At 58.4% G+C, this 21,580-nt stretch carries 22 protein-coding genes and 1 tRNA gene; 11 read left to right on the top strand and 12 right to left on the bottom strand.

The genetic code is table 11. The features are described 5' to 3' along the window. The first annotated feature begins 39 nt into the window (after positions 1 to 39). The 10 genes from ybgC to ACWGZX_RS07650 all read left to right on the top strand — a co-directional run bounded on the left by ybgC (position 40) and on the right by ACWGZX_RS07650 (position 7,093). Positions 40 to 507, top strand: a complete 468-nt coding sequence (gene ybgC, locus ACWGZX_RS07695; RefSeq protein WP_452627902.1) for a tol-pal system-associated acyl-CoA thioesterase — start codon at positions 40 to 42, stop codon at positions 505 to 507. Then, entirely contained in the window at positions 497 to 1,192 is a 696-nt protein-coding gene (gene tolQ, locus ACWGZX_RS07690) for a protein TolQ (protein ID WP_452627901.1), read from the top strand. The genes ybgC and tolQ overlap by 11 nt, the downstream gene beginning before the upstream one ends. A 23-nt stretch (positions 1,193 to 1,215) precedes the next feature. Continuing rightward, positions 1,216 to 1,668, top strand: a complete 453-nt coding sequence (gene tolR / locus ACWGZX_RS07685; protein ID WP_161807482.1) for a protein TolR — start codon at positions 1,216 to 1,218, stop codon at positions 1,666 to 1,668. Further along, a complete protein-coding gene (gene tolA, locus ACWGZX_RS07680; protein WP_223511848.1) occupies positions 1,668 to 2,747 on the top strand; it encodes a cell envelope integrity protein TolA in 1,080 nt (359 codons plus the stop codon). The genes tolR and tolA overlap by 1 nt, the downstream gene beginning before the upstream one ends. Positions 2,748 to 2,764: 17 nt before the next feature. Further along, a complete protein-coding gene (gene tolB / locus ACWGZX_RS07675) occupies positions 2,765 to 4,045 on the top strand; it encodes a Tol-Pal system beta propeller repeat protein TolB (RefSeq protein ID WP_452628978.1) in 1,281 nt (426 codons plus the stop codon). 52 nt (positions 4,046 to 4,097) lie between these two features. Next, on the top strand, positions 4,098 to 4,595 hold the full coding sequence (gene pal / locus ACWGZX_RS07670) for a peptidoglycan-associated lipoprotein Pal (RefSeq protein WP_007945836.1): 498 nt from the start codon (positions 4,098 to 4,100) through the stop codon (positions 4,593 to 4,595). A 6-nt stretch (positions 4,596 to 4,601) separates the two neighbouring features. Next, positions 4,602 to 5,447, top strand: coding sequence for a tol-pal system protein YbgF (ybgF, locus tag ACWGZX_RS07665; RefSeq protein ID WP_452627900.1), 846 nt, complete (start codon positions 4,602 to 4,604; stop codon positions 5,445 to 5,447). A 166-nt stretch (positions 5,448 to 5,613) separates the two neighbouring features. Beyond that, complete coding sequence (queE, locus tag ACWGZX_RS07660; RefSeq protein WP_046032066.1) at positions 5,614 to 6,261, top strand: 7-carboxy-7-deazaguanine synthase QueE; 648 nt, start codon at positions 5,614 to 5,616, stop codon at positions 6,259 to 6,261. A 1-nt stretch (position 6,262) separates the two neighbouring features. Further along, the gene (gene queC, locus ACWGZX_RS07655; RefSeq protein WP_452627899.1) at positions 6,263 to 6,955 is read left to right on the top strand and encodes a 7-cyano-7-deazaguanine synthase QueC; all 693 of its coding nucleotides are present in this window, start codon (positions 6,263 to 6,265) and stop codon (positions 6,953 to 6,955) included. A gap of 62 nt (positions 6,956 to 7,017) precedes the next feature. Further along, positions 7,018 to 7,093 (top strand) — tRNA-Lys (locus ACWGZX_RS07650). Positions 7,094 to 7,272: 179 nt separating this feature from the next. Here ACWGZX_RS07650 and ACWGZX_RS07645 read toward each other — a convergent pair. Beyond that, a complete protein-coding gene (locus tag ACWGZX_RS07645; protein ID WP_452627898.1) occupies positions 7,273 to 8,193 on the bottom strand; it encodes a hypothetical protein in 921 nt (306 codons plus the stop codon). Between the two features lie 157 nt (positions 8,194 to 8,350). Next, positions 8,351 to 8,521 carry a hypothetical protein gene (locus ACWGZX_RS07640; RefSeq protein ID WP_452627897.1) on the bottom strand — a complete coding sequence of 57 codons (171 nt, stop codon included), beginning with the start codon at positions 8,519 to 8,521 and terminating at the stop codon, positions 8,351 to 8,353. An 80-nt stretch (positions 8,522 to 8,601) separates the two neighbouring features. Between ACWGZX_RS07640 and nadA the strand changes: the two genes are divergently transcribed. Next, entirely contained in the window at positions 8,602 to 9,660 is a 1,059-nt protein-coding gene (gene nadA, locus ACWGZX_RS07635) for a quinolinate synthase NadA (RefSeq protein WP_452627896.1), read from the top strand. An 87-nt stretch (positions 9,661 to 9,747) separates the two neighbouring features. Here nadA and ACWGZX_RS07630 read toward each other — a convergent pair whose 3' ends face one another. The 10 genes from ACWGZX_RS07630 to ACWGZX_RS07585 form a co-directional block, all read right to left on the bottom strand. Next, positions 9,748 to 10,236: an RDD family protein gene (locus tag ACWGZX_RS07630; protein ID WP_452627895.1), complete on the bottom strand. Its 489-nt coding sequence runs from the start codon at positions 10,234 to 10,236 to the stop codon at positions 9,748 to 9,750. A gap of 95 nt (positions 10,237 to 10,331) precedes the next feature. Continuing rightward, positions 10,332 to 10,544, bottom strand: a complete 213-nt coding sequence (locus ACWGZX_RS07625; protein ID WP_003175786.1) for a cold-shock protein — start codon at positions 10,542 to 10,544, stop codon at positions 10,332 to 10,334. A gap of 404 nt (positions 10,545 to 10,948) precedes the next feature. Beyond that, complete coding sequence (gcvT, locus tag ACWGZX_RS07620; protein WP_452627894.1) at positions 10,949 to 12,073, bottom strand: glycine cleavage system aminomethyltransferase GcvT; 1,125 nt, start codon at positions 12,071 to 12,073, stop codon at positions 10,949 to 10,951. A gap of 37 nt (positions 12,074 to 12,110) precedes the next feature. Continuing rightward, the gene (locus tag ACWGZX_RS07615) at positions 12,111 to 13,487 is read right to left on the bottom strand and encodes an L-serine ammonia-lyase (protein WP_223511855.1); all 1,377 of its coding nucleotides are present in this window, start codon (positions 13,485 to 13,487) and stop codon (positions 12,111 to 12,113) included. Between the two features lie 208 nt (positions 13,488 to 13,695). Continuing rightward, positions 13,696 to 16,548 carry an aminomethyl-transferring glycine dehydrogenase gene (gcvP, locus tag ACWGZX_RS07610; RefSeq protein ID WP_452627893.1) on the bottom strand — a complete coding sequence of 951 codons (2,853 nt, stop codon included), beginning with the start codon at positions 16,546 to 16,548 and terminating at the stop codon, positions 13,696 to 13,698. Between the two features lie 11 nt (positions 16,549 to 16,559). Then, entirely contained in the window at positions 16,560 to 16,943 is a 384-nt protein-coding gene (gcvH, locus tag ACWGZX_RS07605; protein ID WP_223511857.1) for a glycine cleavage system protein GcvH, read from the bottom strand. 410 nt (positions 16,944 to 17,353) lie between these two features. Continuing rightward, complete coding sequence (locus ACWGZX_RS07600) at positions 17,354 to 18,862, bottom strand: sigma-54-dependent transcriptional regulator (RefSeq protein WP_223511858.1); 1,509 nt, start codon at positions 18,860 to 18,862, stop codon at positions 17,354 to 17,356. Between the two features lie 203 nt (positions 18,863 to 19,065). Beyond that, positions 19,066 to 19,428 (bottom strand): DUF5064 family protein, encoded by a 363-nt coding sequence (locus ACWGZX_RS07595; protein WP_452627892.1) that lies wholly within the window; start codon positions 19,426 to 19,428, stop codon positions 19,066 to 19,068. A 12-nt stretch (positions 19,429 to 19,440) separates the two neighbouring features. Further along, positions 19,441 to 20,370 carry a carbamate kinase gene (gene arcC, locus ACWGZX_RS07590; RefSeq protein WP_452627891.1) on the bottom strand — a complete coding sequence of 310 codons (930 nt, stop codon included), beginning with the start codon at positions 20,368 to 20,370 and terminating at the stop codon, positions 19,441 to 19,443. A gap of 153 nt (positions 20,371 to 20,523) precedes the next feature. Continuing rightward, entirely contained in the window at positions 20,524 to 21,534 is a 1,011-nt protein-coding gene (locus ACWGZX_RS07585) for an ornithine carbamoyltransferase (RefSeq protein ID WP_452627890.1), read from the bottom strand. Positions 21,535 to 21,580: the final 46 nt, after the last annotated feature.

Raw genomic sequence — 21,580 nt, 5'->3', positions numbered from 1 at the left:
CCTGGCCGGATTGGCAACCTGAGGAGTAAGCACTAGAGTATGCGCGCGCAAAACGGGCTTGAGCCGTTCGCACATCGTTGTCGCGTTTATTACGAGGACACCGATGCCGGCGGCATCGTGTATTACGTCAATTACCTCAAGTTTATGGAACGGGCTCGAACCGAGCGGCTCCGGGATCTGGGCTTTGCCCAATCGGCGCTGGCAGGGGAGGACCTGTTGTTTGTCGTGCATTCCAGCGAAGCGCGTTACCACGCGCCGGCGCGACTGGACGACGAGCTTCTGGTAAGCGCTGAAGTAATCGAATTGAACCGTGCCAGCCTGCGCTTCAAACAGCAGGTCAGGCGGGCTACGGATAATGTGCTGCTCTGCGAGGGGCAGTTTTTGGTGGCCTGTGTGCGCACTGACAGTTTAAAACCCCGGGCCATTCCCGAAGCTCTACGTGCGGCCTTTGCCGACGTGAGCGGCGCGGGTACACACTCAAAGCAGGAGATTAAGCGTGGAAGCTAACGTCGTCGACCATACCTCCATGTGGAGCCTGGTCAGCAATGCCAGTATCGTGGTGCAACTGGTAATGCTGATCCTGGTAGCCGCATCGGTCACCTCATGGATCATGATCTTTCAGCGCAGCAATCTGCTGCGCGCCGGTCGACGTGCCCTGGAGAGCTTTGAAGAGCGCTTCTGGTCGGGTATCGACCTGTCCAAACTCTACCGCCAGGCCGGCAGCAACCCTGATCCGGATTCGGGCGTCGAGCAGATCTTCCGTGCCGGTTTCAAGGAATTCTCCCGTCTGCGCCAGCAGCCAGGCGTTGACCCGGAAGCGGTCATGGAAGGTGTGGCCCGTGCCATGCGCGTTGCCATTTCCCGCGAAGAAGAAAAGCTTGAGCAGAGCCTGCCGTTCCTCGCGACCGTCGGTTCCGTCAGCCCGTACATCGGTCTGTTCGGTACGGTCTGGGGCATCATGAACTCCTTCCGTGGTCTGGCCGCTGCCCAGCAAGCGACCCTGGCCACTGTGGCCCCTGGTATTGCCGAAGCACTGATTGCTACCGCGATCGGTCTGTTCGCCGCCATCCCGGCCGTAATCGCTTACAACCGTTTTGCTGCTCGCAGCGAAACCCTGCTGGGCCGTTACTACACCTTCGCCGATGAATTCCAGGCGATCCTGCACCGCAAAGTGCACACCAGCGAAGAATAAGCAGGTAATTTCCAATGGCTTTAATCGCTCGAGCTCGCAAAAAGCGCAAGCCGGTTGCCGAGATGAACGTGGTGCCTTACATCGACGTGATGCTGGTACTGCTGGTCATCTTCATGGTAACCGCGCCGATGCTCAATCAGGGCGTGAAAGTTGATCTGCCCAAGGTTTCCAGCGAAGCCTTGCCGCAGGACAACAACACCCAGGTCCTGACCATTTCGATCAAGGCTGACAAGACCTACTACTGGAACCTTGGCAGCGAAGTCGATACCGAAAAGCAGCAGGACAAGGCCATGACCTTGCCGCAAATGACCGACGCAGTGACCAAGATCATTCGTGCTGGCACTGAAGGTGGCAAGCGCACTCAGGTGTTCATCCGCGGCGACAAAACTGTCGATTACGGTTCGGTCATGGGCGCCATGGGCGGGTTGCAGAAGGCCGGAGTCGGTAATGTTGGCTTGATTACCGAGGCGCCCTGATGCAGCAACAACGAGAGCCAACAGCCTCGGAAAGCTACTTCTGGCCTAGTGTCTGGGCGATTGGCTTGCACGTGCTGGTGTTCGGCATGCTGTTCGTCAGTTTTGCCATGACGCCTGAGTTGCCGCCGGCCAAGCCGATTGTCCAGGCGACGCTGTACCAGCTGAAATCGAAAAGTCGGGCGACCACCCAGACCAATCAGAAGATTGCGGGTGAAGCGCAGAAATCTGCTGCGCGTCAGACCGAAGTCGAACAGATGGAACAGAAGAAGGTCGAGCAGGAAGCGGTGAAGGCTGCGGAACAAAAGAAAGAAGAGGCGGCTCAAAAGGCCGAGGAAGCCAAGAAGGCCGACGAGTCGAAGAAAGCGGATGAGGCGAAAAAGGCTGATGAAGCCAAGAAAGCCGATGAAGCGAAGAAGACCGCCGAAGCCAAAAAGGCCGAAGAGAAACAATTGGCTGATATAGCCAAGAAGAAAGCCGAAGAAGAAGCCAAGAAAGCTGCTGAAGAAGAGGCCAAGAAAGAGGCCGCTGAAGAAGCGAAGAAGAAAATCGTCGAAGACGCGAAGAAGAAAGCCGCCGAAGACGCCAAGAAGAAAGCTGAAGCTGAAGAGGCGAAGAAGAAAGTCGCCGAAGACGCGAAGAAGAAAGCTGCTGCCGATGCTGCGAAGAAGAAATCGCAGGATGCGGCACGTAAATCGACCGAAGACAAAAAGGCTCAGGCCTTGGCCGATTTGCTTTCCGACACGCCGCAGCGCCAGCAGGCCTTGGCGGATGAACAGGGTGACGAAGTCGCCGGCAGTTTCGATGATTTGATTCGTGCTCGTGCGGCGGAAGGCTGGGCTCGTCCACCTTCGGCACGCAAAGGTATGACAGTCGTGCTGCAAATCGGCATGTTGCCGGATGGTACGGTGACTTCGGTCAACGTGGCCAAGTCCAGCGGTGACGGTCCGTTTGACGCGTCTGCTGTAGCGGCAGTGAAGAATATCGGACGTTTGATAGAAATGCAGGGAATGAAGCCGAGCGATTTCGCTCCGTATCGTTCATTCAAGATGACATTCACGCCTGAGGATTTAGCCCCGTGAGAAACCTTCTTCGAGGAATGCTAATCGCTATCTGCTGCATGGCAGGGATGGCGATGGCAGATGAGAAAAACATTCTGGTCACCAGCGGCAGTGATCGGGCAACCCCGATCGCCGTCGTTCCGTTCGCTTTCCAGGGCGGCGCCGTGCTGCCGGACGACATGTCCGAAATCATTGGTAACGACCTGCGCAACTCGGGTTACTACTCGCCGATTCCAAAGCAGAACATGATCAGCCTGCCGAGCCAGGCCAGCGAAATCATTTTCCGTGACTGGAAGGCGGTTGGTGCCCAGTACATTATGGTTGGCAGCATTGTTCCAGCAGGCGGTCGTCTGCAGGTGCAGTACGCTCTGTTCAACGTCGCCACCGAGCAGCAAGTGCTGACCGGCAGTGTGTCGGGCAGCGTTGATCAACTGCGCGACATGGCGCACTACATCGCTGACCAGTCGTTTGAAAAACTGACCGGTATCAAAGGTGCGTTCTCGACGCGTCTGTTGTACGTGACGGCCGAGCGTTTCTCCGAGAAGAACACGCGCTACACGCTGCAACGTTCGGACTATGACGGTGCCCGCGCCGTGACCTTGCTGCAATCGCGCGAGCCGATTCTGTCGCCGCGTTTTGCACCGGATGGCAAGCGCATCGCTTATGTGTCGTTCGAGCAGAAGCGTCCACGTATTTTCGTGCAGAACATCGACACCGGTCGCCGCGAGCAGATCACCAACTTCGAAGGCCTGAACGGCGCGCCAGCCTGGTCTCCGGACGGCAATCGCCTGGCCTTCGTACTGTCCAAGGACGGCAACCCGGACATCTACGTGATGAACCTGGGTTCGCGTCAGATCTCTCGCGTCACCAATGGTCCCGGCATCAACACCGAACCGTTCTGGGGTAAGGATGGTTCGACCATCTACTTCACCTCCGACCGTGGCGGCAAGCCACAGATCTACAAAACCAGCGTCGGTGGTGGCGGTGCGGAGCGTGTGACCTTCGTGGGTAACTACAACGCCAACCCGAAGCTTTCAGCTGATGAAAAGACCCTGGTGATGATTCACCGCCAGGACGGCTTCACCAATTTCAAGGTGGCGGCCCAGGATTTGCAACGCGGTAGTGTAAAGATCCTCACTGATAGCACTCTGGACGAGTCGCCCACTGTCGCGCCTAACGGCACCATGGTAATCTACGCCACCCGCCAGCAGGGCCGGGGAGTCTTGATGCTCGTGTCCATTAATGGACGCGTAAGGCTCCCGCTTCCTACCGCACAAGGCGAAGTCAGAGAACCTTCCTGGTCCCCTTACCTGAACTGACGCGGCGCTACACGTTGTACTTAACACATTGGGGTTCATTAGGAGTTTCACGATGGAAATGCTGAAGTTTGGTAAATTTGCTGCGCTGGCTCTGGCCATGGCTGTAGCTGTAGGTTGCTCGTCCAAAGGCGGCGACAATGCCGGTGAAGGCGCAGTAGATCCAAACGCTGGTTATGGCGCAAACACTGGTGCCGTTGACGGTTCCCTGAGCGAAGAAGCTGCTCTGCGCGCAATCACCATCTTCTACTTCGAATACGACAGTTCGGACCTGAAGCCAGAAGCCATGCGCGCTCTGGACGTTCACGCAAAAGACCTGAAAGCAAACGGCGCTCGCGTTGTTCTGGAAGGCAACACCGACGAACGTGGTACTCGTGAGTACAACATGGCACTGGGCGAGCGTCGTGCGAAAGCCGTTCAACGCTACCTGGTACTGCAAGGTGTTTCCCCAGCTCAGCTGGAACTGGTTTCCTACGGCGAAGAGCGTCCAGTTGCTACCGGCAACGACGAGCAGTCCTGGGCTCAAAACCGTCGCGTCGAACTGCGTAAGTAATTCGTCATGCGAACGTGCCGTCGTGCTGTAACTGTCTTGGCTCTCAGTCTCGCGCCGCTTGCGGTGTGGGCTGCGGTTCCTGTGGTCGATAACAACTCCGGTTATAACAATAGCGGGACCAGTTATCCGCCTGCGGGTTACGGTACGAACGGCGCCTATGCCGGGGGAGGGGTTTCGACCCCTGTCTCGGCACAGGGTGAGCTGTTCAACCAACTGCAATCCATGCAGGAGCAGATCTCACGCCAACAGGGTGTGATCGAAGTTCTGCAAAATGAAGTAGCGCGCATGAAGCAAGAGAACCTGGAGCGATATCAGGATCTTGATCGGCGCATAGGAACCGGCGTTGCACCTGCCGCGACTCCTGAAAATTCTTCCACCGGTGGTGATTTGAATGCCACCGGCGCAGCCGCAGCAGCTGGCGCAAGTGCAGGAGCCGCTGCCGCTCATGCACCTGCCGCGGGTAGCGAACCAGCTGATCCGGCGAAGGAAAAGCTGTATTACGACGCAGCCTTCGACCTGATCAAAGCCAAGGATTTCGACAAGGCCAGCCAGGCTTTTGCTGCCTTCCTGCGCAAATACCCGAACAGCCAATACGCGGGCAATGCCCAGTACTGGTTGGGCGAAGTGAACCTGGCCAAAGGCGATCTGCAAGGTGCAGGTCAGGCGTTTGCCAAGGTTTCGCAGCTGTACCCCAAGCACCCAAAAGTGCCTGACTCTCTGTACAAACTGGCTGATGTAGAGCGCCGCCTGGGTCACACCGACAAGGTCAAAGGCATTCTGCAGCAGGTTGTGTCGCAATACCCGGGCACTTCCGCCGCTCAGTTGGCCCAGCGAGACTTGCAGCGCATGTAGGCCTGTAAGGCCTGTTTTGAAGAAACCCGCGCCTGTCGCGGGTTTTTTCGTTAGAATTCACCCCCTTTTTATGGAACACGCTTTTTGGGATCTGCGCGGTGGCGGGGTTCCTTGAAGTGCCTGACGGAGGCGGACAGCCTGTTTAGCTGTTATGCCCGTGGCGACTATGCAAGACACATTGAGAATTACCGAAGTTTTTTACTCGTTGCAGGGTGAAACGCGGACTGCCGGGCTGCCCACAGTATTTGTGCGCCTGACTGGTTGCCCATTGCGTTGCCAATACTGCGACAGCGCTTACGCGTTCACTGGTGGCACCATTCGCCCGCTCGACGACATCCTCGAGCAAGTGGCCGGTTTCCGCCCGCGTTATGTGTGTGTCACCGGTGGCGAACCGTTGGCCCAACCTAACGCCATCCCATTGCTCAAGCAGTTGTGCGACGCCGGTTACGAAGTGTCACTGGAAACCAGTGGTGCGCTCGACATCTCGGCAGTAGATTCACGGGTCAGTCGCGTTGTCGACCTGAAAACCCCGGGTTCGAAGGAAGCACACCGCAACCGCTACGAGAATATCGAATTGCTCACGCCTAACGATCAGGTGAAGTTTGTCATCTGCTCGCGGGAAGACTACGACTGGGCCGTGTCCAAGCTGATCCAGTACGGTCTTGATCGACGTGCCGGCGAAGTCCTGTTCTCGCCAAGCCACCACGACCTGAATGCTCGGGACCTGGCGGATTGGGTGGTGGCGGACAACCTGCCAGTGCGTCTGCAATTGCAGCTGCATAAATATCTTTGGAATGACGAGCCGGGGCGCTGAAATGACGGAACAACTGAATACAGCTGAAAAACGTGCGGTCATCCTGCTGTCCGGCGGCCTGGACTCGGCGACAGTCGTGGCCATGGCTCGCGCCGAAGGTTACAGCTGCTACACCATGAGCTTCGATTACGGTCAGCGTTCTCATGCCGAGTTGTACGCCGCCGAACGCGTCGCCCGAGACCTCGGTGTGGTCGAGCACAAAGTGATCGGCCTGAACCTGAACGGCATCGGCGGTTCGGCGCTGACTGACAGCAGCATCGACATTCCGGAGGAGCTGGGGGAGGGCATTCCAGTCACTTACGTGCCGGCGCGCAACACGGTATTCCTGTCGCTGGCGTTGGGTTGGGCCGAAGTGCTCGGTGCGCGTGACATCTTTATTGGTGTCAACGCAGTGGATTACTCCGGTTATCCGGACTGCCGTCCCGAGTTCATCGAATCCTTCGAGCGCATGGCCAATCTGGCCACCAAGGCCGGTGTAGAGGGCAATGGCTTCCGTATCCAGGCGCCTCTGCAGAACCTGAGCAAGGCGCAGATCGTCGAGGCGGGCGTGAAGCTGGGTGTCAATTACGGGCTGACGGTTTCCTGCTATCAGGCCGACGGTAACGGCCGTGCGTGCGGCAAATGCGATAGTTGCCGACTGCGTGCAGAAGGCTTCGCGGCGGCCGGAGTCAGCGACCCAACACCTTATTTTTGATTTATTTCAAATTAGGTGTTGAATAGTCCTTAAAAATCAGTATTATACGCGCACCACACAGCGGGTCGTTAGCTCAGTTGGTAGAGCAGTTGGCTTTTAACCAATTGGTCGTAGGTTCGAATCCCACACGACCCACCATTTTTGTAGCAGTTTTAAAAGTCTGGAAGGCCCACGCAAGTGAGGATTTCCGGATTTTTTTTTGCCTGCAAGAAAGTGAGAGAATCAGCCGGCTGGTGGACGGGCTCCACCACGAGAGTGTTTGCGCACTTTTGCCGGCCGCTTGTATCAAGAAAAGGAAGGTTGATCATCGATCCGGATTATTCAGGCTGTCCGTGTCCCAGCATTTGCTGTGCTAGTGGTACAAGCGTGTTTCGGCGAGGGCGATAGGCAGTGTCTGGAGACCGATTGATAAGGGCAAGAAAATGGTCCGCATCGAACGGGATTACCTGCTCATAAACAGAGATCTTCTGCCTGGCTTGATTCGTGAAAATGACCATTTTCATCGTTTCGTTGATTGAGCGATCAACCAGTGTCACGCGGTGATGAATGAAGCTGATATTGATATCAAGGTAGCCCTCATTATCCGTCGGTTTCAAAACGCCTTTCTGCTTTCCCTCCTCATCAATAGCGGCAGAGGGTAACTTCTTACGCGCTGCCACAATCAGATCCGGATTATTGAAAACCTTCTGTCTGGAGATTGACTGGGCATTGGACATGTAGGCGAAGATCCACGGGATATTCAGCAATGTCGCTGCCTTGTACATGTGCCCTTGTTCGTCCCGGTAGGTCTTCAGCATCCGTTTTGCCAGCCCGTCGCCAATGTTGATGCCGGTGGACTTTTCGATCATGTAGATGACTGAATCAAAGTTTTCAATCAGAAGTCTGAGGATTTTCTCGGGCAGTCCTTTTTCCTTGGTGCGGCGTGCCGAGCGCTCGGGTTTGCGCTCAGGCTTGGAATAGGGGCAGGAGTCGTAAGATTCCTGATCATACTCAGCCAGCTTCTCCACGGTACGTATGTAATGGCGGCCATATGGATTCGGCGTATTTTCCAGCTCTTTGTAGAGTCCGATGATTTGTATGGGGTTGTCACATCCGGGGCACACAGCAAAATGGGACGGTTCATTTCCTGTGCTGCCAGCTTGGTAGTAAGGGCTGCTTTTCAGGGTGTCTCGCTCAAAATTTTCTGCCGAGATTTTCGTGCTGGTGATTTGCGAAACACTGACCTTGTAGACGTCCATAAAAATTAGATCCTGAGACTGTGTTCGTAATGAAGCCGCAACGAGATTCCATGATTCGTCCGGCGACCTAGGGCCGCAACCATGCAGTTCCACTGCAAGAGGGCGCTCGGCTCGGCCGAGAAATAATGGTGGATTCGTAACCGACAAGCCAGCCTTGTCAGAGCGCAAAAACCAGCGCTGAAATCAGGCGTTTTTTGCTTGCGATTGGGATTTGCTTGATAACGGTACTTTGCCAGCCGTGACGCAGGTCAGAATCATCTTTTGCATCCACGGGATATTCTGTAGCCTTGCGCAGCTTCAGCGCTGTCCGTGCCTGATGAATACTCACTTTCCCGGCGGTACCCTGAAGGGGCCGGAGCCGGGTGTATACTCGACTTTCGCGCAAATGCGCCTGCAGGTCTTGCGAACATGACGCAGATTTCCGAACGCCTTCTGGTTCAGGCTCACCTCGACGCCAAGCAGCCCAAGCCGCTGACCGCCGATGAAGAAGCCTATTACCGTGCCGCCATCGCCGCCGAGCTCAAGGCTCAGGACGCGGTGCTGGTTGCCCACTTCTATTGCGATCCGGTGATTCAGGCCCTGGCCGAAGAAACCGGTGGTTGCGTCTCCGACTCGCTGGAGATGGCCCGCTTCGGCAATGCACACCCGGCCAAGACCGTGGTGGTCGCCGGGGTGAAGTTCATGGGCGAAACCGCAAAAATCCTCAACCCTGAAAAACGCGTGCTGATGCCAACCCTCGAGGCGACCTGCTCGCTGGACCTGGGTTGCCCGGTGGACGAGTTTTCGGCGTTTTGCGATCAGCACCCGGAACGCACGGTAGTGGTGTATGCCAATACCTCAGCGGCGGTCAAAGCGCGAGCGGATTGGGTGGTGACGTCCAGCTGTGCGCTGGAGATCGTCGAAAGCCTGATGGATAACGGCGAGACCATCATCTGGGGTCCGGACAAACACCTGGGCACCTACATTCAGCGCCAGACCGGTGCGGACATGCTGCTGTGGGACGGTGCCTGCATCGTTCACGAAGAATTCAAGTCCAAGCAGCTTGAAGACATGAAGGCGCTGTACCCGGATGCTGCGATTCTGGTGCACCCAGAGTCGCCAACCGCGGTGATCGAATTGGCGGATGCCGTCGGTTCCACCAGTCAGCTGATCGCGGCGGCCCAGAGCCTGCCGAACAAAACGTTGATCGTCGCCACCGATCGCGGCATTTTCTACAAAATGCAGCAGCTGTGTCCGGACAAGGTCTTCATCGAGGCGCCAACGGCTGGTAACGGTGCAGCGTGCCGTAGTTGCGCGCACTGCCCATGGATGGCGATGAACACCCTTGAGCGCACGCTGAAGAGCTTGAAAGAGGGGGCGAACGAGATCTTTGTAGATCCGGCGTTGATCCCTCAAGCCATTCGGCCGTTGAAGCGCATGCTCGACTTCACTCAGGCGGCGCGGATGAAGCTGGCCGGCAACGCCTGAGTTCTTTCCGTTTAGCCGAAAAAAATATGTGGGGGGAGCCAGTGTGGCGAGGGGGCTCGCTCCCACAGTGGTTTTTGTATGGCTGAATTACTTGGTCTTCTTAGGAATCCGCACCAGCTGCGTATTGGAGTAGATGTCATGCCAGCTGCGCTTCTGCTTGTCGAACAGCGACCAGAAGAATCCCAGCCCGAGGCATAGCCAGGACGCAATCGACACCACAAACCGCAACAGCGCCTGCCACAGGCTGATGGACGAGCCATCGGCGTTCTGTACGCGGATGCACCACACCTGCATGCCGAGGGTCTGACCCGACCAGGTCCAGAACTTGGCGAAGAAGCCGAACAGCACAAACAGCAGCACGGTCGAAAGCAATGGATCACCGTCCAGCGCGCCGGCTTCAGTCAGGGTGCGCATTTTGTCTTCGCCGAGGATCGCCATCTGGATCATCTTGTAAATGCCGCTGGCGACGATCAGCAGGGCGGTACACAACAGGAAGTCATAGAACATCGCTGCCAGACGACGACCCAGGGTGGCGGCGGGAAACTCGCCCTGGGGGTTGAGCAGGTGTTTCGACATGGCAGCCTCTGGGCAGAAAAAGAAGCCATTTTACGGATTTACGCGCACAAAAAAGCCCCTGATGTCAGCATCAGGGGCTTTTTTGTTACAGAAGATTAGGCTTCTGCTTGTACTTCGTCAGCCTGCATGCCTTTCTGGCCTTGCACAGCAACGAAAGTCACTTTCTGGCCTTCTTTCAGGCTCTTGAAGCCGTTGCCCTGGATGGCGCGGAAATGCACGAACAGATCCGGACCGCTTTCAGGAGTGATAAAACCAAAACCTTTCTCGTCGTTAAACCACTTGACGGTACCGCTCTGACGTTGGGACATTTCTTATTTCCTTTGACGCTAAAATTAATGACAGTCTCCTTCTCGTGAAAGAGTACTGGGGCTGGTTGCAGGAGAGTAAGAAGACGTCGAACGGGATGTAGCTAACTTGTAGGCTACTGCCCAGGTCACGATTCCAAGCGACCCTTGCAAACACAGTGGACAAACTCTACGCCAACCACGGGAGAAAAAACAAGCCCCGTCAGAGGCCCGGTTTTGCTCAGGTTGAGGGCACTAGCCGCTCCACTAGTGCGTTCTTATTCTTTGTTGCTGTTCAATTGTTTTCGATCGTTATAAGCAACGTTCATAAACGAAGCTTACAGGTAATGATATGCACTATTTTATGGCGGTTGCGTTACACATTAGTGCACTGTTAACGCAACCGCGTTACTTATAGAAACAGTCAATCAGCCGCGATAGTAGCGTTGTGCAACGAATGGCATTTTGCTTACAAGCAAAGGCACCTTTTTCCCACGGACCATTGCCCATACGGGTGTGTCGAGAGCGATGTAGGCGCTGTCGAGGTAACCCATGGCCAATGGACCGCCGAGTGTTGGGCCGAAGCCGCCACTGCAAACAGTGCCGATGATGTCGCCGGCTTCGTTGACGATTTCCGCGCCTTCACGCACAGGCGTGCGTTCCTGAGGCAGCAGGCCTACACGCTTGCGGCTGACACCACCTTGTTGTTGTGCGAACACGGTTTCAGCGCCAGGGAAGCCGCCAGCCCGCGCGCCATCGGCACGACGAGGCTTGGATATGGCCCACAGCAGGCTCGCTTCGATAGGCGTGGTGTCGGTGTTCATGTCATGGCCGTAGAGGCACAGGCCGGCTTCCAGACGCAGCGAGTCGCGGGCGCCGAGGCCGATGGCCGCCACTTCAGCTTCAGCCAGCAAGGAGCGGGCAAGGGCTTCGGCGTTGGCGGCCGGTACCGAGATTTCGAAACCGTCTTCACCGGTGTAGCCCGAACGGCTGACAAAGCAGTCAACACCCAGCAGTTTCACGCGGGCGAACTGCATGAAGGTCATCTTCGTCACTTCGGGTGCCAGACGCGCGAGCACGGTAACCGCCGCCGGGCCTTGTAGCGCCAGCAGCGCGCGTTCTTCGAACAACGGCTCGATGGTGCACTGGTCGCCGATGTGCTTGCGCAGGTGCGCCAGGTCCTGATCCTTGCAGGCCGCGTTGACCACCAGGAACAGTTCGTCGTTACCGAGGTTGGCGACCATCAGGTCGTCGAGGATGCCACCGGTTTCGTTGGTGAACATCGCGTAGCGCTGCATGCCCACCGGCAGGTCGATGATGTCCACCGGCACCAGGGTTTCCAGGGCCTTGGCGGCATTGGCACCGGTCAGGCGAATCTGGCCCATGTGCGAGACATCGAACAACCCGGCCTGATCACGGGTGTGTTGGTGTTCTTTCATCACGCCGAGCGGGTATTGCACCGGCATGTCATAGCCAGCGAACGGCACCATGCGTGCGCCGAGTTCGATATGCAGTGCGTGCAGCGGGGTTTTCAGCAATTGTTCGGTGGACATATTCAGCTCCTGAAAAAGTGTGCAGTGCGCGTGAGCATCAGCACTCGATAATGTTGACCGCCAAACCGCCGCGGGCGGTTTCCTTGTATTTGCTTTTCATGTCGGCGCCGGTCTGGCGCATGGTGCGGATGACCTTGTCGAGGGAGACGAAGTGCTGACCGTCGCCGCGCAGGGCCATGCGTACCGCGTTGATCGCCTTCACCGAGCCCATGGCGTTGCGCTCGATGCAAGGCACTTGCACCAGCCCGCCAATCGGGTCGCAGGTCAGGCCGAGGTTATGTTCCATGCCGATTTCGGCGGCGTTTTCCACTTGCTGCACGGTCCCGCCAAGGACCTCGCACAAGGCGCCGGCCGCCATGGAACAGGCCACGCCGACCTCGCCCTGGCAGCCGACTTCGGCGCCGGAGATCGAGGCGTTTTCCTTGTAGAGAATGCCGATGGCCGCCGCCGTCAGCAGGAAGCGCACGACGCCGTCTTCGGTGGCGCCGGGTATGAAGCGCATGTAGTAATGCAACACTGCCGGAACGATCCCGGCCGCACCGTTTGTGGGCGCGGTCACGACACGTCCGCCATTGGCGTTTTCTTCGTTGACCGCCAAGGCGTACAGGTTGACCCAGTCAAGCACCGACAGGGGATCTCGCAGTGATGATTCTGGGTTTTTGCACAATTGCCGATGCAATGCCGCCGCGCGACGTTTGACCTTCAACCCGCCAGGCAGAATGCCTTCGTTGCGACAACCGGCGTCGACGCAGTCCTGCATCACTTGCCAGATCTTCAGCAGGCCGGCGCGGGTTTCCGCTTCCGGGCGCCAGGCGCTTTCGTTGGTCAGCATTACCTGGCTGATGGACAGACCGTAGGTGGTGCAATGACTGAGCAGATCCTTGGCGCTTTTGAACGGGAAGGTCAGCGGTGTGGCGTCTTCGACGATGCGGTCGGCGCCGGCGGCGTCTTCATCGACCACAAAACCACCGCCGACCGAGTAGTACTCGCGGCTGCGAATCTGCAGGCCGGCGGCGTCGAACGCGCGAAAAATCATGCCGTTGGGGTGATAGGCCAACGGTTTGCGAATCATCGCCAGGTGTTCTTTCTCGTTGAACGCAATGCTGTGTTCGCCGAGCAGGTTCAAGCGTCCGTTGCCACGGATGTCTTGCAGACGGGCGGCGACGGTTTCGGTATTCACGGTGTCCGGGTGTTCACCTTCCAGGCCCAGCAACACAGCTTTGTCGCTGCCGTGCCCCTTGCCAGTGGCGCCCAGCGAGCCGTAGAGCTCGACTTTGACGCAGGTGGTGGCCGCCAAAAGCCCTTCACGGCGCAAACCTTCGGCGAAACGCGCGGCTGCGCGCATCGGGCCGACGGTGTGGGAGCTGGAGGGGCCGATGCCAATCTTGAACAGGTCGAACACGCTTAACGACATGGTTGTTCTCCGGTTTCTTGTTATAGGAATAGGCGGAAAAAATGGTTCTGTAGGAGCTGGCTTGTCGGGTCGCCGCATCGCAGCGAAGGCGTTGTGCCAGGCAACTTTTGTGTCGGCTGATCCTCCGTCTTCGCTGGCAAGCCAGCTCCTACAGGGGAATGCGGTGTTGTTGAAAGTGGGGGCGAGTAATCCCGCCCCCCTCATTGGTTTAAGCGTAGCTTTCGATCGACGGGCAGGCGCAGATCAGGTTGCGATCGCCGAACACGTTGTCGACGCGACCGACCGGTGGCCAGTATTTGCCTTCGATCAACGATGCAACCGGGTAAGCCGCTTGCTCACGGCTGTACGGATGCGTCCACTCGCCAACGATTTCCGCTGCGGTGTGCGGAGCGTTCTTCAGCGGGTTGTCGTCCTTGTCCAGCGTGCCGTTTTCCACCGCGCGGATTTCTTCGCGGATGCGGATCATGGCGTCGCAGAAGCGGTCCAGTTCTTCCTTGGATTCGCTTTCGGTCGGCTCGATCATCAGCGTGCCGGCGACCGGGAACGACATGGTCGGGGCGTGGAAGCCGAAGTCGATCAGGCGCTTGGCGACGTCATCGACACTGATGCCGCTGCTGTCTTTCAGTGGGCGCAGGTCGAGGATGCATTCGTGCGCCACCAGGCCGTTGCTGCCGGTGTACAGCACTGGGTAGTGCTCTTCGAGGCGACGGGAGATGTAGTTGGCATTGAGGATCGCCAACTGCGAAGCGCGCTTGAGACCTGCGCCGCCCATCATTCGAATGTACATCCAGGTGATCGGCAGAATGCTCGCGCTGCCGAACGGTGCTGCGCAGACCGCGCCTTCCTTGCGTTCCATCTGGGCGTGGCCCGGCAGGAACGGGGTCAGGTGCGATTTCACGCCAATCGGGCCGACGCCCGGGCCGCCACCGCCGTGCGGAATGCAGAAGGTTTTGTGCAGGTTCAAGTGCGACACGTCGCCGCCGAACTTGCCCGGTGCGCAGAGGCCGACCATCGCGTTCATGTTGGCGCCGTCGATGTACACCTGGCCGCCGTTGTCATGAATGATGCCGCAAATTTCGCGGATGCCTTCTTCGAACACGCCGTGGGTCGACGGGTAGGTGATCATCAGCGCGGCGAGGTGCTCGCGGTGCTCGATGGCCTTGGCGCGCAGGTCTTCGATGTCGACGTTGCCGCGGGCATCGCAGGCGGTCACGACCACACGCATGCCAGCCATGTTGGCGGTAGCCGGGTTGGTGCCGTGGGCGGACGACGGGATCAGGCAGATGTCGCGGCGGTCTTCGCCACGGCTCTGGTGATAGGCGCGAATTGCCAGCAGACCTGCGTATTCACCTTGCGAACCGGCGTTCGGTTGCAGCGAGATCGAGTCGTAGCCAGTAGCGGCGCAGAGCATCGCTTCCAGTTCGTCGGTCAATTGCTGGTAGCCGGCGCTTTGCTCGGCCGGGGCAAACGGGTGCAGGGCACCGAATTCAGCCCAGGTCACCGGGATCATTTCGCTGGCGGCGTTGAGTTTCATGGTGCACGAACCCAGCGGGATCATGGTGCGGTCCAGCGCCAGGTCCTTGTCGGCCAGCTTGCGCAGGTAGCGCATCAGCTCGGTTTCCGAGTGATAACGGTTGAACACCGGGTGGCTGAGGATCGGCGATTGACGAACCAGTGCGGCCGGAATTGCGCTGACCACTGAAGCGGCTAGGGCGGCGAAGTCTGGCAGGGCTTTGCCGTCAGCCAGTACGCTCCACAGGGTTTCGACGTCGGCCTGGGTGGTGGTTTCGTCGAGGGACAGGCCAAGACGTTCAGCGTCGACCACACGCAGGTTGATGCGCTGGGCGCGAGCCTGCTCGTGCAGCTTGGCGGTGTTGGTGCCGGTGTTCAGGGTCAGGGTGTCGAAGAAGCTGGCTTGTTCGACGGTCAGGCCCAGTGCGCTCAAGCCTTTGGCCAGAATGGCGGTCAGGTGATGCACGCGGCTGGCGATCTGAGTCAGGCCTTTCGGACCGTGGTACACGGCGTACATGCTGGCGATGTTGGCCAGCAATACTTGTGCGGTGCAGATGTTGCTGGTGGCCTTCTCGCGACGGATGTGTTGCTCGCGGGTTTGCATGGCCAGGCGCAGGGCCGGCTTGCCGAAACGGTCCACCGAGACACCGACCAGACGGCCCGGCATGTCGCGCTTGAACGCATCTTTAGTGGAGAAGTACGCCGCGTGCGGACCACCGAAGCCCAGCGGCACGCCGAAGCGTTGTGCGCTGCCGATGGCCACGTCGGCACCGAATTCGCCCGGTGGCGTCAGCACGGTCAGGGCCAGCAGGTCAGCGGCCACGGCTACCAAAGCGTTGGCGGCGTGGAAGCGCTCGGTCAGTTCGCGGTAATCGAACACGTCACCGTTGCTGGCCGGGTATTGCAACAGGGCGCCGAAGAACGGCGTCACGTCAGTCAGTTCGAGCTCGTCGCCGACTACCACGTCGATGCCCAATGGCTCGGCACGGGTGCGCAGCACGTCGAGGGTTTGCGGGTGGCAATGCACGGAGGCGAAGAAGGCGTGGCTGCCCTTGTTCTTGCTCAGGCGTTTGCAGAAGGTCATGGCTTCGGCAGCGGCGGTGGCTTCATCGAGCAAGGAAGCGTTGGCAATCGGCAGGCCGGTCAGGTCGCTGATCAGGGTCTGGAAGTTCAGCAGCGCTTCGAGACGGCCTTGGGAGATTTCTGGCTGGTACGGGGTGTAAGCGGTGTACCAGGCCGGGTTTTCCAGCAGGTTGCGCAGGATCGGCGACGGCGTGTGGGTGCCGTAGTAACCCTGGCCAATGTAGGTCTTGAACAGCTGGTTTTTACCGGCGATGGCTTTGATCGAGGCCAGGGCCTCGGCTTCGCTCAAACCGTCTTCCAGGCCCAGGACGCTGGTACCTTTGATGCTGTCCGGGATAACGCTGGCGCTCAGGGCCTCCAGCGAGTCAAAGCCGAGGCTGTTGAGCATGGCTTGCTCGTCGCCGGCGCGCGGGCCGATGTGACGGGCGATGAATTCGTTGGCAGTAGTCAGATTCACTTGGGTCATGTCAGCGCTCCTCAGGCTTCGGCGTTGGCTTTGATCAGACGGTCGTAAGCGTCCTGATCCAGCAGTTTGGCGACCGCCGAGGCGTCGCTTGGCTGGAAGCGGAAGAACCAGCCTTCGCCCAGCGGATCTTCGTTGACCAGTTCAGGGCTGCTGTCGAGTGCCGGGTTGACTTCCAGCACTTCGCCGTCCAATGGCATGTAGACGCCGCTGGCGGCTTTCACCGATTCCACGGTGGCGGCTTCAGCGCCTTTTTCGTAGGACTGCAGCTCAGGCAGTTGTACGAAAACCACGTCGCCCAAGGCGTTCTGTGCGAAAGCGGTGATGCCGACGGTAACGGTGCCGTCAGCTTCGGTGCGCAGCCATTCGTGATCTTCAGTAAAACGCAAATCGCTCATGAGAACTCCTAAGGGGGCCAGACTCGTCTGGTGGACGCTATTGAATGCGTGGGCAATAAGCCCTGTTATGACGAACTACATAGCAAGAACGCGGCCAATGTTGGTTTTGTCCTTATTAATCAATGTTCTATAGGGTTTTATGGGCGGGTAAAACTTGCGCGCTGTAGCGAAATCGATACGGGCAGGAGCGGAGAGGAAAGCCGAGGTGGATCAAAGCCTTGTGCAGCCGTGATTGAAGAGGTGTGTAGCGATATCGTTCCGCTGTAGCGCTTTCAGTACAGATGGAGGTCGTTTTCAGCATAGAGCCCTGTAGGAGCCGAGCTTGCTCGCGATAGCGGTATTTCATTCACCATTGATTTCGACTGAAATACCGCTATCGCGAGCAAGCTCGGCTCCTACAGGGGGGGGATTCAGGGCTTGTTGGGTATGCCGTATTTGCGCAACCGATGGGCAATCGCCGTGTGGGACGTTTGCAGGCGACTGGCCAGTTGGCGGGTCGAGGGGTAGCTGATGTAGAGTTTTTCCAGCAGGGTTTTCTCGAATTCCTCCATTGCCTGCTCCAGGCTGTCGACATCGCTGTCGCTCTGGCGTGCCACCGAGGTGCCGGCGATGTCGAGGTCGCCGATGTCGACCAGCGTGCTTTCGCAAATGGCCGCCGCGCGAAAGATCACGTTCTGCAATTGCCGCACGTTGCCCGGCCAGCGATTACCCAGCAGCGCCGGGTAGGTGCCCGGTGCCAGGCGACAGACCGGGCGCTGGATTTGCGCGCAGGCCTGCTGCATGAAGTAGCGGGCGAGCAACAGAATGTCCTGGCCACGTTCGCGCAGCGGCGGGACTTCGACATTGAGCACATTGAGGCGATAAAACAGGTCTTCGCGGAAGCTGCCTTCGCTGACCATTTTTTCCAGATCGCGGTGGGTGGCGCTGAGGATCCGCACGTTGACCTTCACTTCACGATCGCCACCGACCCGGCGGAAGCTGCCGTCATTGAGAAACCGCAGCAGTTTGGCCTGCAAATACGGCGACATCTCACCGATCTCATCCAGAAACACCGTGCCCTGGTTGGCCAATTCCATGAGCCCAGGTTTGCCACCCCGTTGTGCACCGGTAAAGGCGCCGGGGGCGTAGCCGAACAATTCACTTTCGGCGAGGTTCTCCGGCAATGCCGCGCAGTTCAACGCGAGAAATGGCGAACTGTGCCGAGCGCTGCTGGCATGGCAGGCCCGAGCCACCAATTCCTTGCCGGTGCCGGTTTCGCCCTGAATCAGCAGAGGCGCATCAAGGGCGGCGACCCGTTGGGCGCGAGCCTTGAGGGTGCGGATCACCGGCGACTCGCCGAGCAGCGCATCGAAACCTTCGGCGTGGTCATGGTGCAGCGCCGAGAGGCGTTCGCCGATGCGGTTGGGTTGGTACAAGGTCAGCAGGGCGCCCGCGTCGGTGATCGGCGTGGCGTCCAGCAGCAACGTCTGACCGTCGACGGTAATTTCCCGCAGCGGCAAGCGAAAGCCGTGTTCAAGCAGGGCGTCGAGCAGCGCCGGGTCGGCAAACAGCTCGGCGATGCTTTCACCGGCTGGTTCACGCCCGTACAACGCAATCAGTGCCGGGTTGGCCAACAACACTTTGCCGGCACTGTCCAGCGCCAGTACCGGGTCGGTCATGGCCGCGAGCAATGCGTCGAGTTGCAGGTGTCGGCGCTGGCCGGGAAGGATGTCGACCACCGTCACCGCTTGCACGCCACGCACGCTGAACAGCGCATCGCGCAGCTCCTCGAGGACTTGCGGGCTCAGGGTCGGGGCGTCGATGTAAACGTTGGGCGGGACCATTTCCACCGCATCCAGGTTGAGATTGCGCCCACCGAGCAGGGCCAGGACTTCCTGGGTAATGCCGACGCGGTCGATGAAGCTGACGTGGATACGCATGGGGCGGTTTTTGGTTCTGAGGTGCGGAGGGTGGCAAGTATGCCTTGGGGCGGGCGAATGGTGAAATCCTGCGCAGGATTTCGGGACCACACTGAACCCCTGTAGGAGCTGGCTTGCCCGCGGAGGCGGCGTGTCAGTCGCTATTAATGCCGACTGTTAGACCGCTTTCGCGAGCAAGCTCGCTCCTACAGGGGGGGCGTGGGTTATTGGAAGTGTTCGGGGTCTACCGGGTCGCCTGATTTCATATCCAGCTGTACCCGGATGTCTTCAAACATTAAATCGTAATGTTTGTGTACCGACCCGATCTGGCTGTGTGTCTTCGGAATGCCGTATTTCTCGGCGATTTTCGTCACGTTCCTGGCAAAGTTGGGGGCCTCCTCCTTGGGCAGGAAGAAGGTCTCTGTCATGTCCTTACCCTGAATGCTGCCATGCATCGTGAACTGGATGCCTTTTTCCCCTTTGGGATTCTTGCTGACTTCATAGTCGAGATGAATGTTGTAGCTGACATCATCCTTGGTCAGCGCATGACGCTCGATATGCAAGTGACCCGGTTCAAACTGTGCCATAGACGTCTCTCCCTACAAGTAAGTAATGCCAGGTTTCGCCGTGCTGATGCGCGTACCTGCCTTGCCCTGGACGATCGCTTCGATGTCCGCGAGTGAACCGATCACCGCGACCTTTCCAGTATGGCGTGCGAATTCACAGGCTGCCTGAACCTTGGGCCCCATGGAGCCTGCGGCGAAGCCGAGTTTTTCCATTTCATCCGGGTGAGCCTGGCCGATGGCTTTCTGGGTTGGCTTGCCGTAGTCGATGAAGGCGGCGCTGACGTCGGTGGCGATCACCAGAATATCGGCTTCAAGTTGTTCGGCCAGCAACGCCGAGCACAGGTCTTTATCGATGACTGCTTCGACACCTTCCAGTACGCCGGGAGCCGTGTACATGGTCGGGATGCCGCCACCACCGGCGCAGATCACGATGCTGCCTTTTTCCAGCAGCCATTTGATCGGGCGGATCTCGAAAATGCGTTTCGGTCTGGGGCTGGCCACCACACGACGATATTTATCGCCGTCCGGGGCAATTGCCCAGCCTTTCTCGGCGGCGAGCTTTTCTGCATCGGCCTTGGTGTACACCGGGCCGATCGGTTTGGTGGGGTTCTGGAACGCCGGGTCGTTGGCGTCGACTTCGACCTGGGTGAGCAGGGTGGCGAAGGGCACTTCGAAGTCCAGCAGGTTGCCCAGTTCCTGTTCGATGATGTAGCCGATCATGCCTTCGGTTTCGGCACCGAGCACGTCCAGCGGGTAAGGGGTAACCGAGGTGTAGGCCGCGGCTTGCAGCGACAACAGGCCGACCTGCGGACCATTGCCGTGGGCGATCACCAGTTGGTTACCGGCGTGGACCTTGGCAATTTGTTCGGTGGCGACGCGAATGTTGGCGCGCTGGTTGTCCGCGGTCATGGGTTCACCACGGCGGAGCAGGGCGTTACCGCCCAAAGCGACGACGATACGCATAATGCAGTCCTTCTAAACAGAGGATTAGCAAACGACTCGATCCTTTGTGGGAGCGAGGCTGCTCGCGAAGGCGGTGTGTCAGTAGACATCCATGGTGACTGTCAGATTGCTTTCGCGAGCAGGCTCGCTCCCACATTGATCGGGTTCCGTTCTTTACAGATCAGCCAGGGTCGACACCAGGATCGCCTTGATGGTGTGCATGCGGTTTTCCGCTTGCTCGAAGGCGATGCAGGCCGGCGACTCGAACACGTCATCGGTCACTTCGATGCCGTTCTTCAGGTTCGGGTACTGCTCGGCAATCTGCTTGCCGATTTTGGTGTCACTGTTGTGGAAGGCCGGCAGGCAGTGCATGAACTTGGTGCGCGGGTTGCCGGTGGCTTTCATCAGTTCGGCGTTGACCTGATAAGGCAGCAGTTGCTGGATACGTTCGGCCCAGGCTTCGACCGGTTCGCCCATCGAGACCCAGACGTCGGTGTGGATGAAGTCCACGCCTTTGACCGCGGCTTTCGGGTCTTCGGTCAGGGTGATGCGGGCACCGCTTTCTTCCGCGTATTGCTTGCAGCGCGCGACCAGGTCGTCAAGCGGCCACAGGGCTTTCGGGGCGCAGATGCGTACGTCCATGCCCAGCTTGGCGCCGACCAGCAACAGTGAGTTGCCCATGTTGTTACGGGCGTCGCCCAGGTAGGCGTAGCTGATGTCGTGAATCGGCTTGTCGGCGTGCTCACGCATGGTCAGCACGTCGGCGATCATTTGCGTCGGGTGGTATTCATCGGTCAGGCCGTTGAACACGGGTACACCGGCAAATTTGGCCAGCTCCTCGACGATTTCCTGTTTAAAGCCACGGTATTCGATGGCGTCGTACATGCGCCCCAATACGCGGGCGGTGTCTTTCATGCTTTCTTTGTGACCGATCTGCGAGGAGTTCGGGTCGATGTAGGTGACGTTGGCGCCCTGGTCATAGGCGGCGACTTCGAATGCGCATCGGGTACGGGTCGAGGTTTTTTCGAAGATCAGCGCGATGTTGTTGCCTTTGAGGTGTTGCTGCTCGGTGCCGGTGTACTTGGCGCGCTTGAGGTCGCGGGACAGGTCGAGCAGGTAGCGCAATTCGCGAGGGGTGTGGTGTTCCAGGCTCAGCAAATTACGGTTGTGAATATTAAAAGCCATGATGGATCTCCTTTGGTGTCGGTTATCCCCTTGGTCGTGCATGCCC

This window comes from Pseudomonas sp. CLCA07, assembly GCF_053615335.1.
The sequence above is the reverse complement of the archived record's forward strand: the minus strand, read 5'-3'. Positions and strand labels throughout refer to the sequence as shown.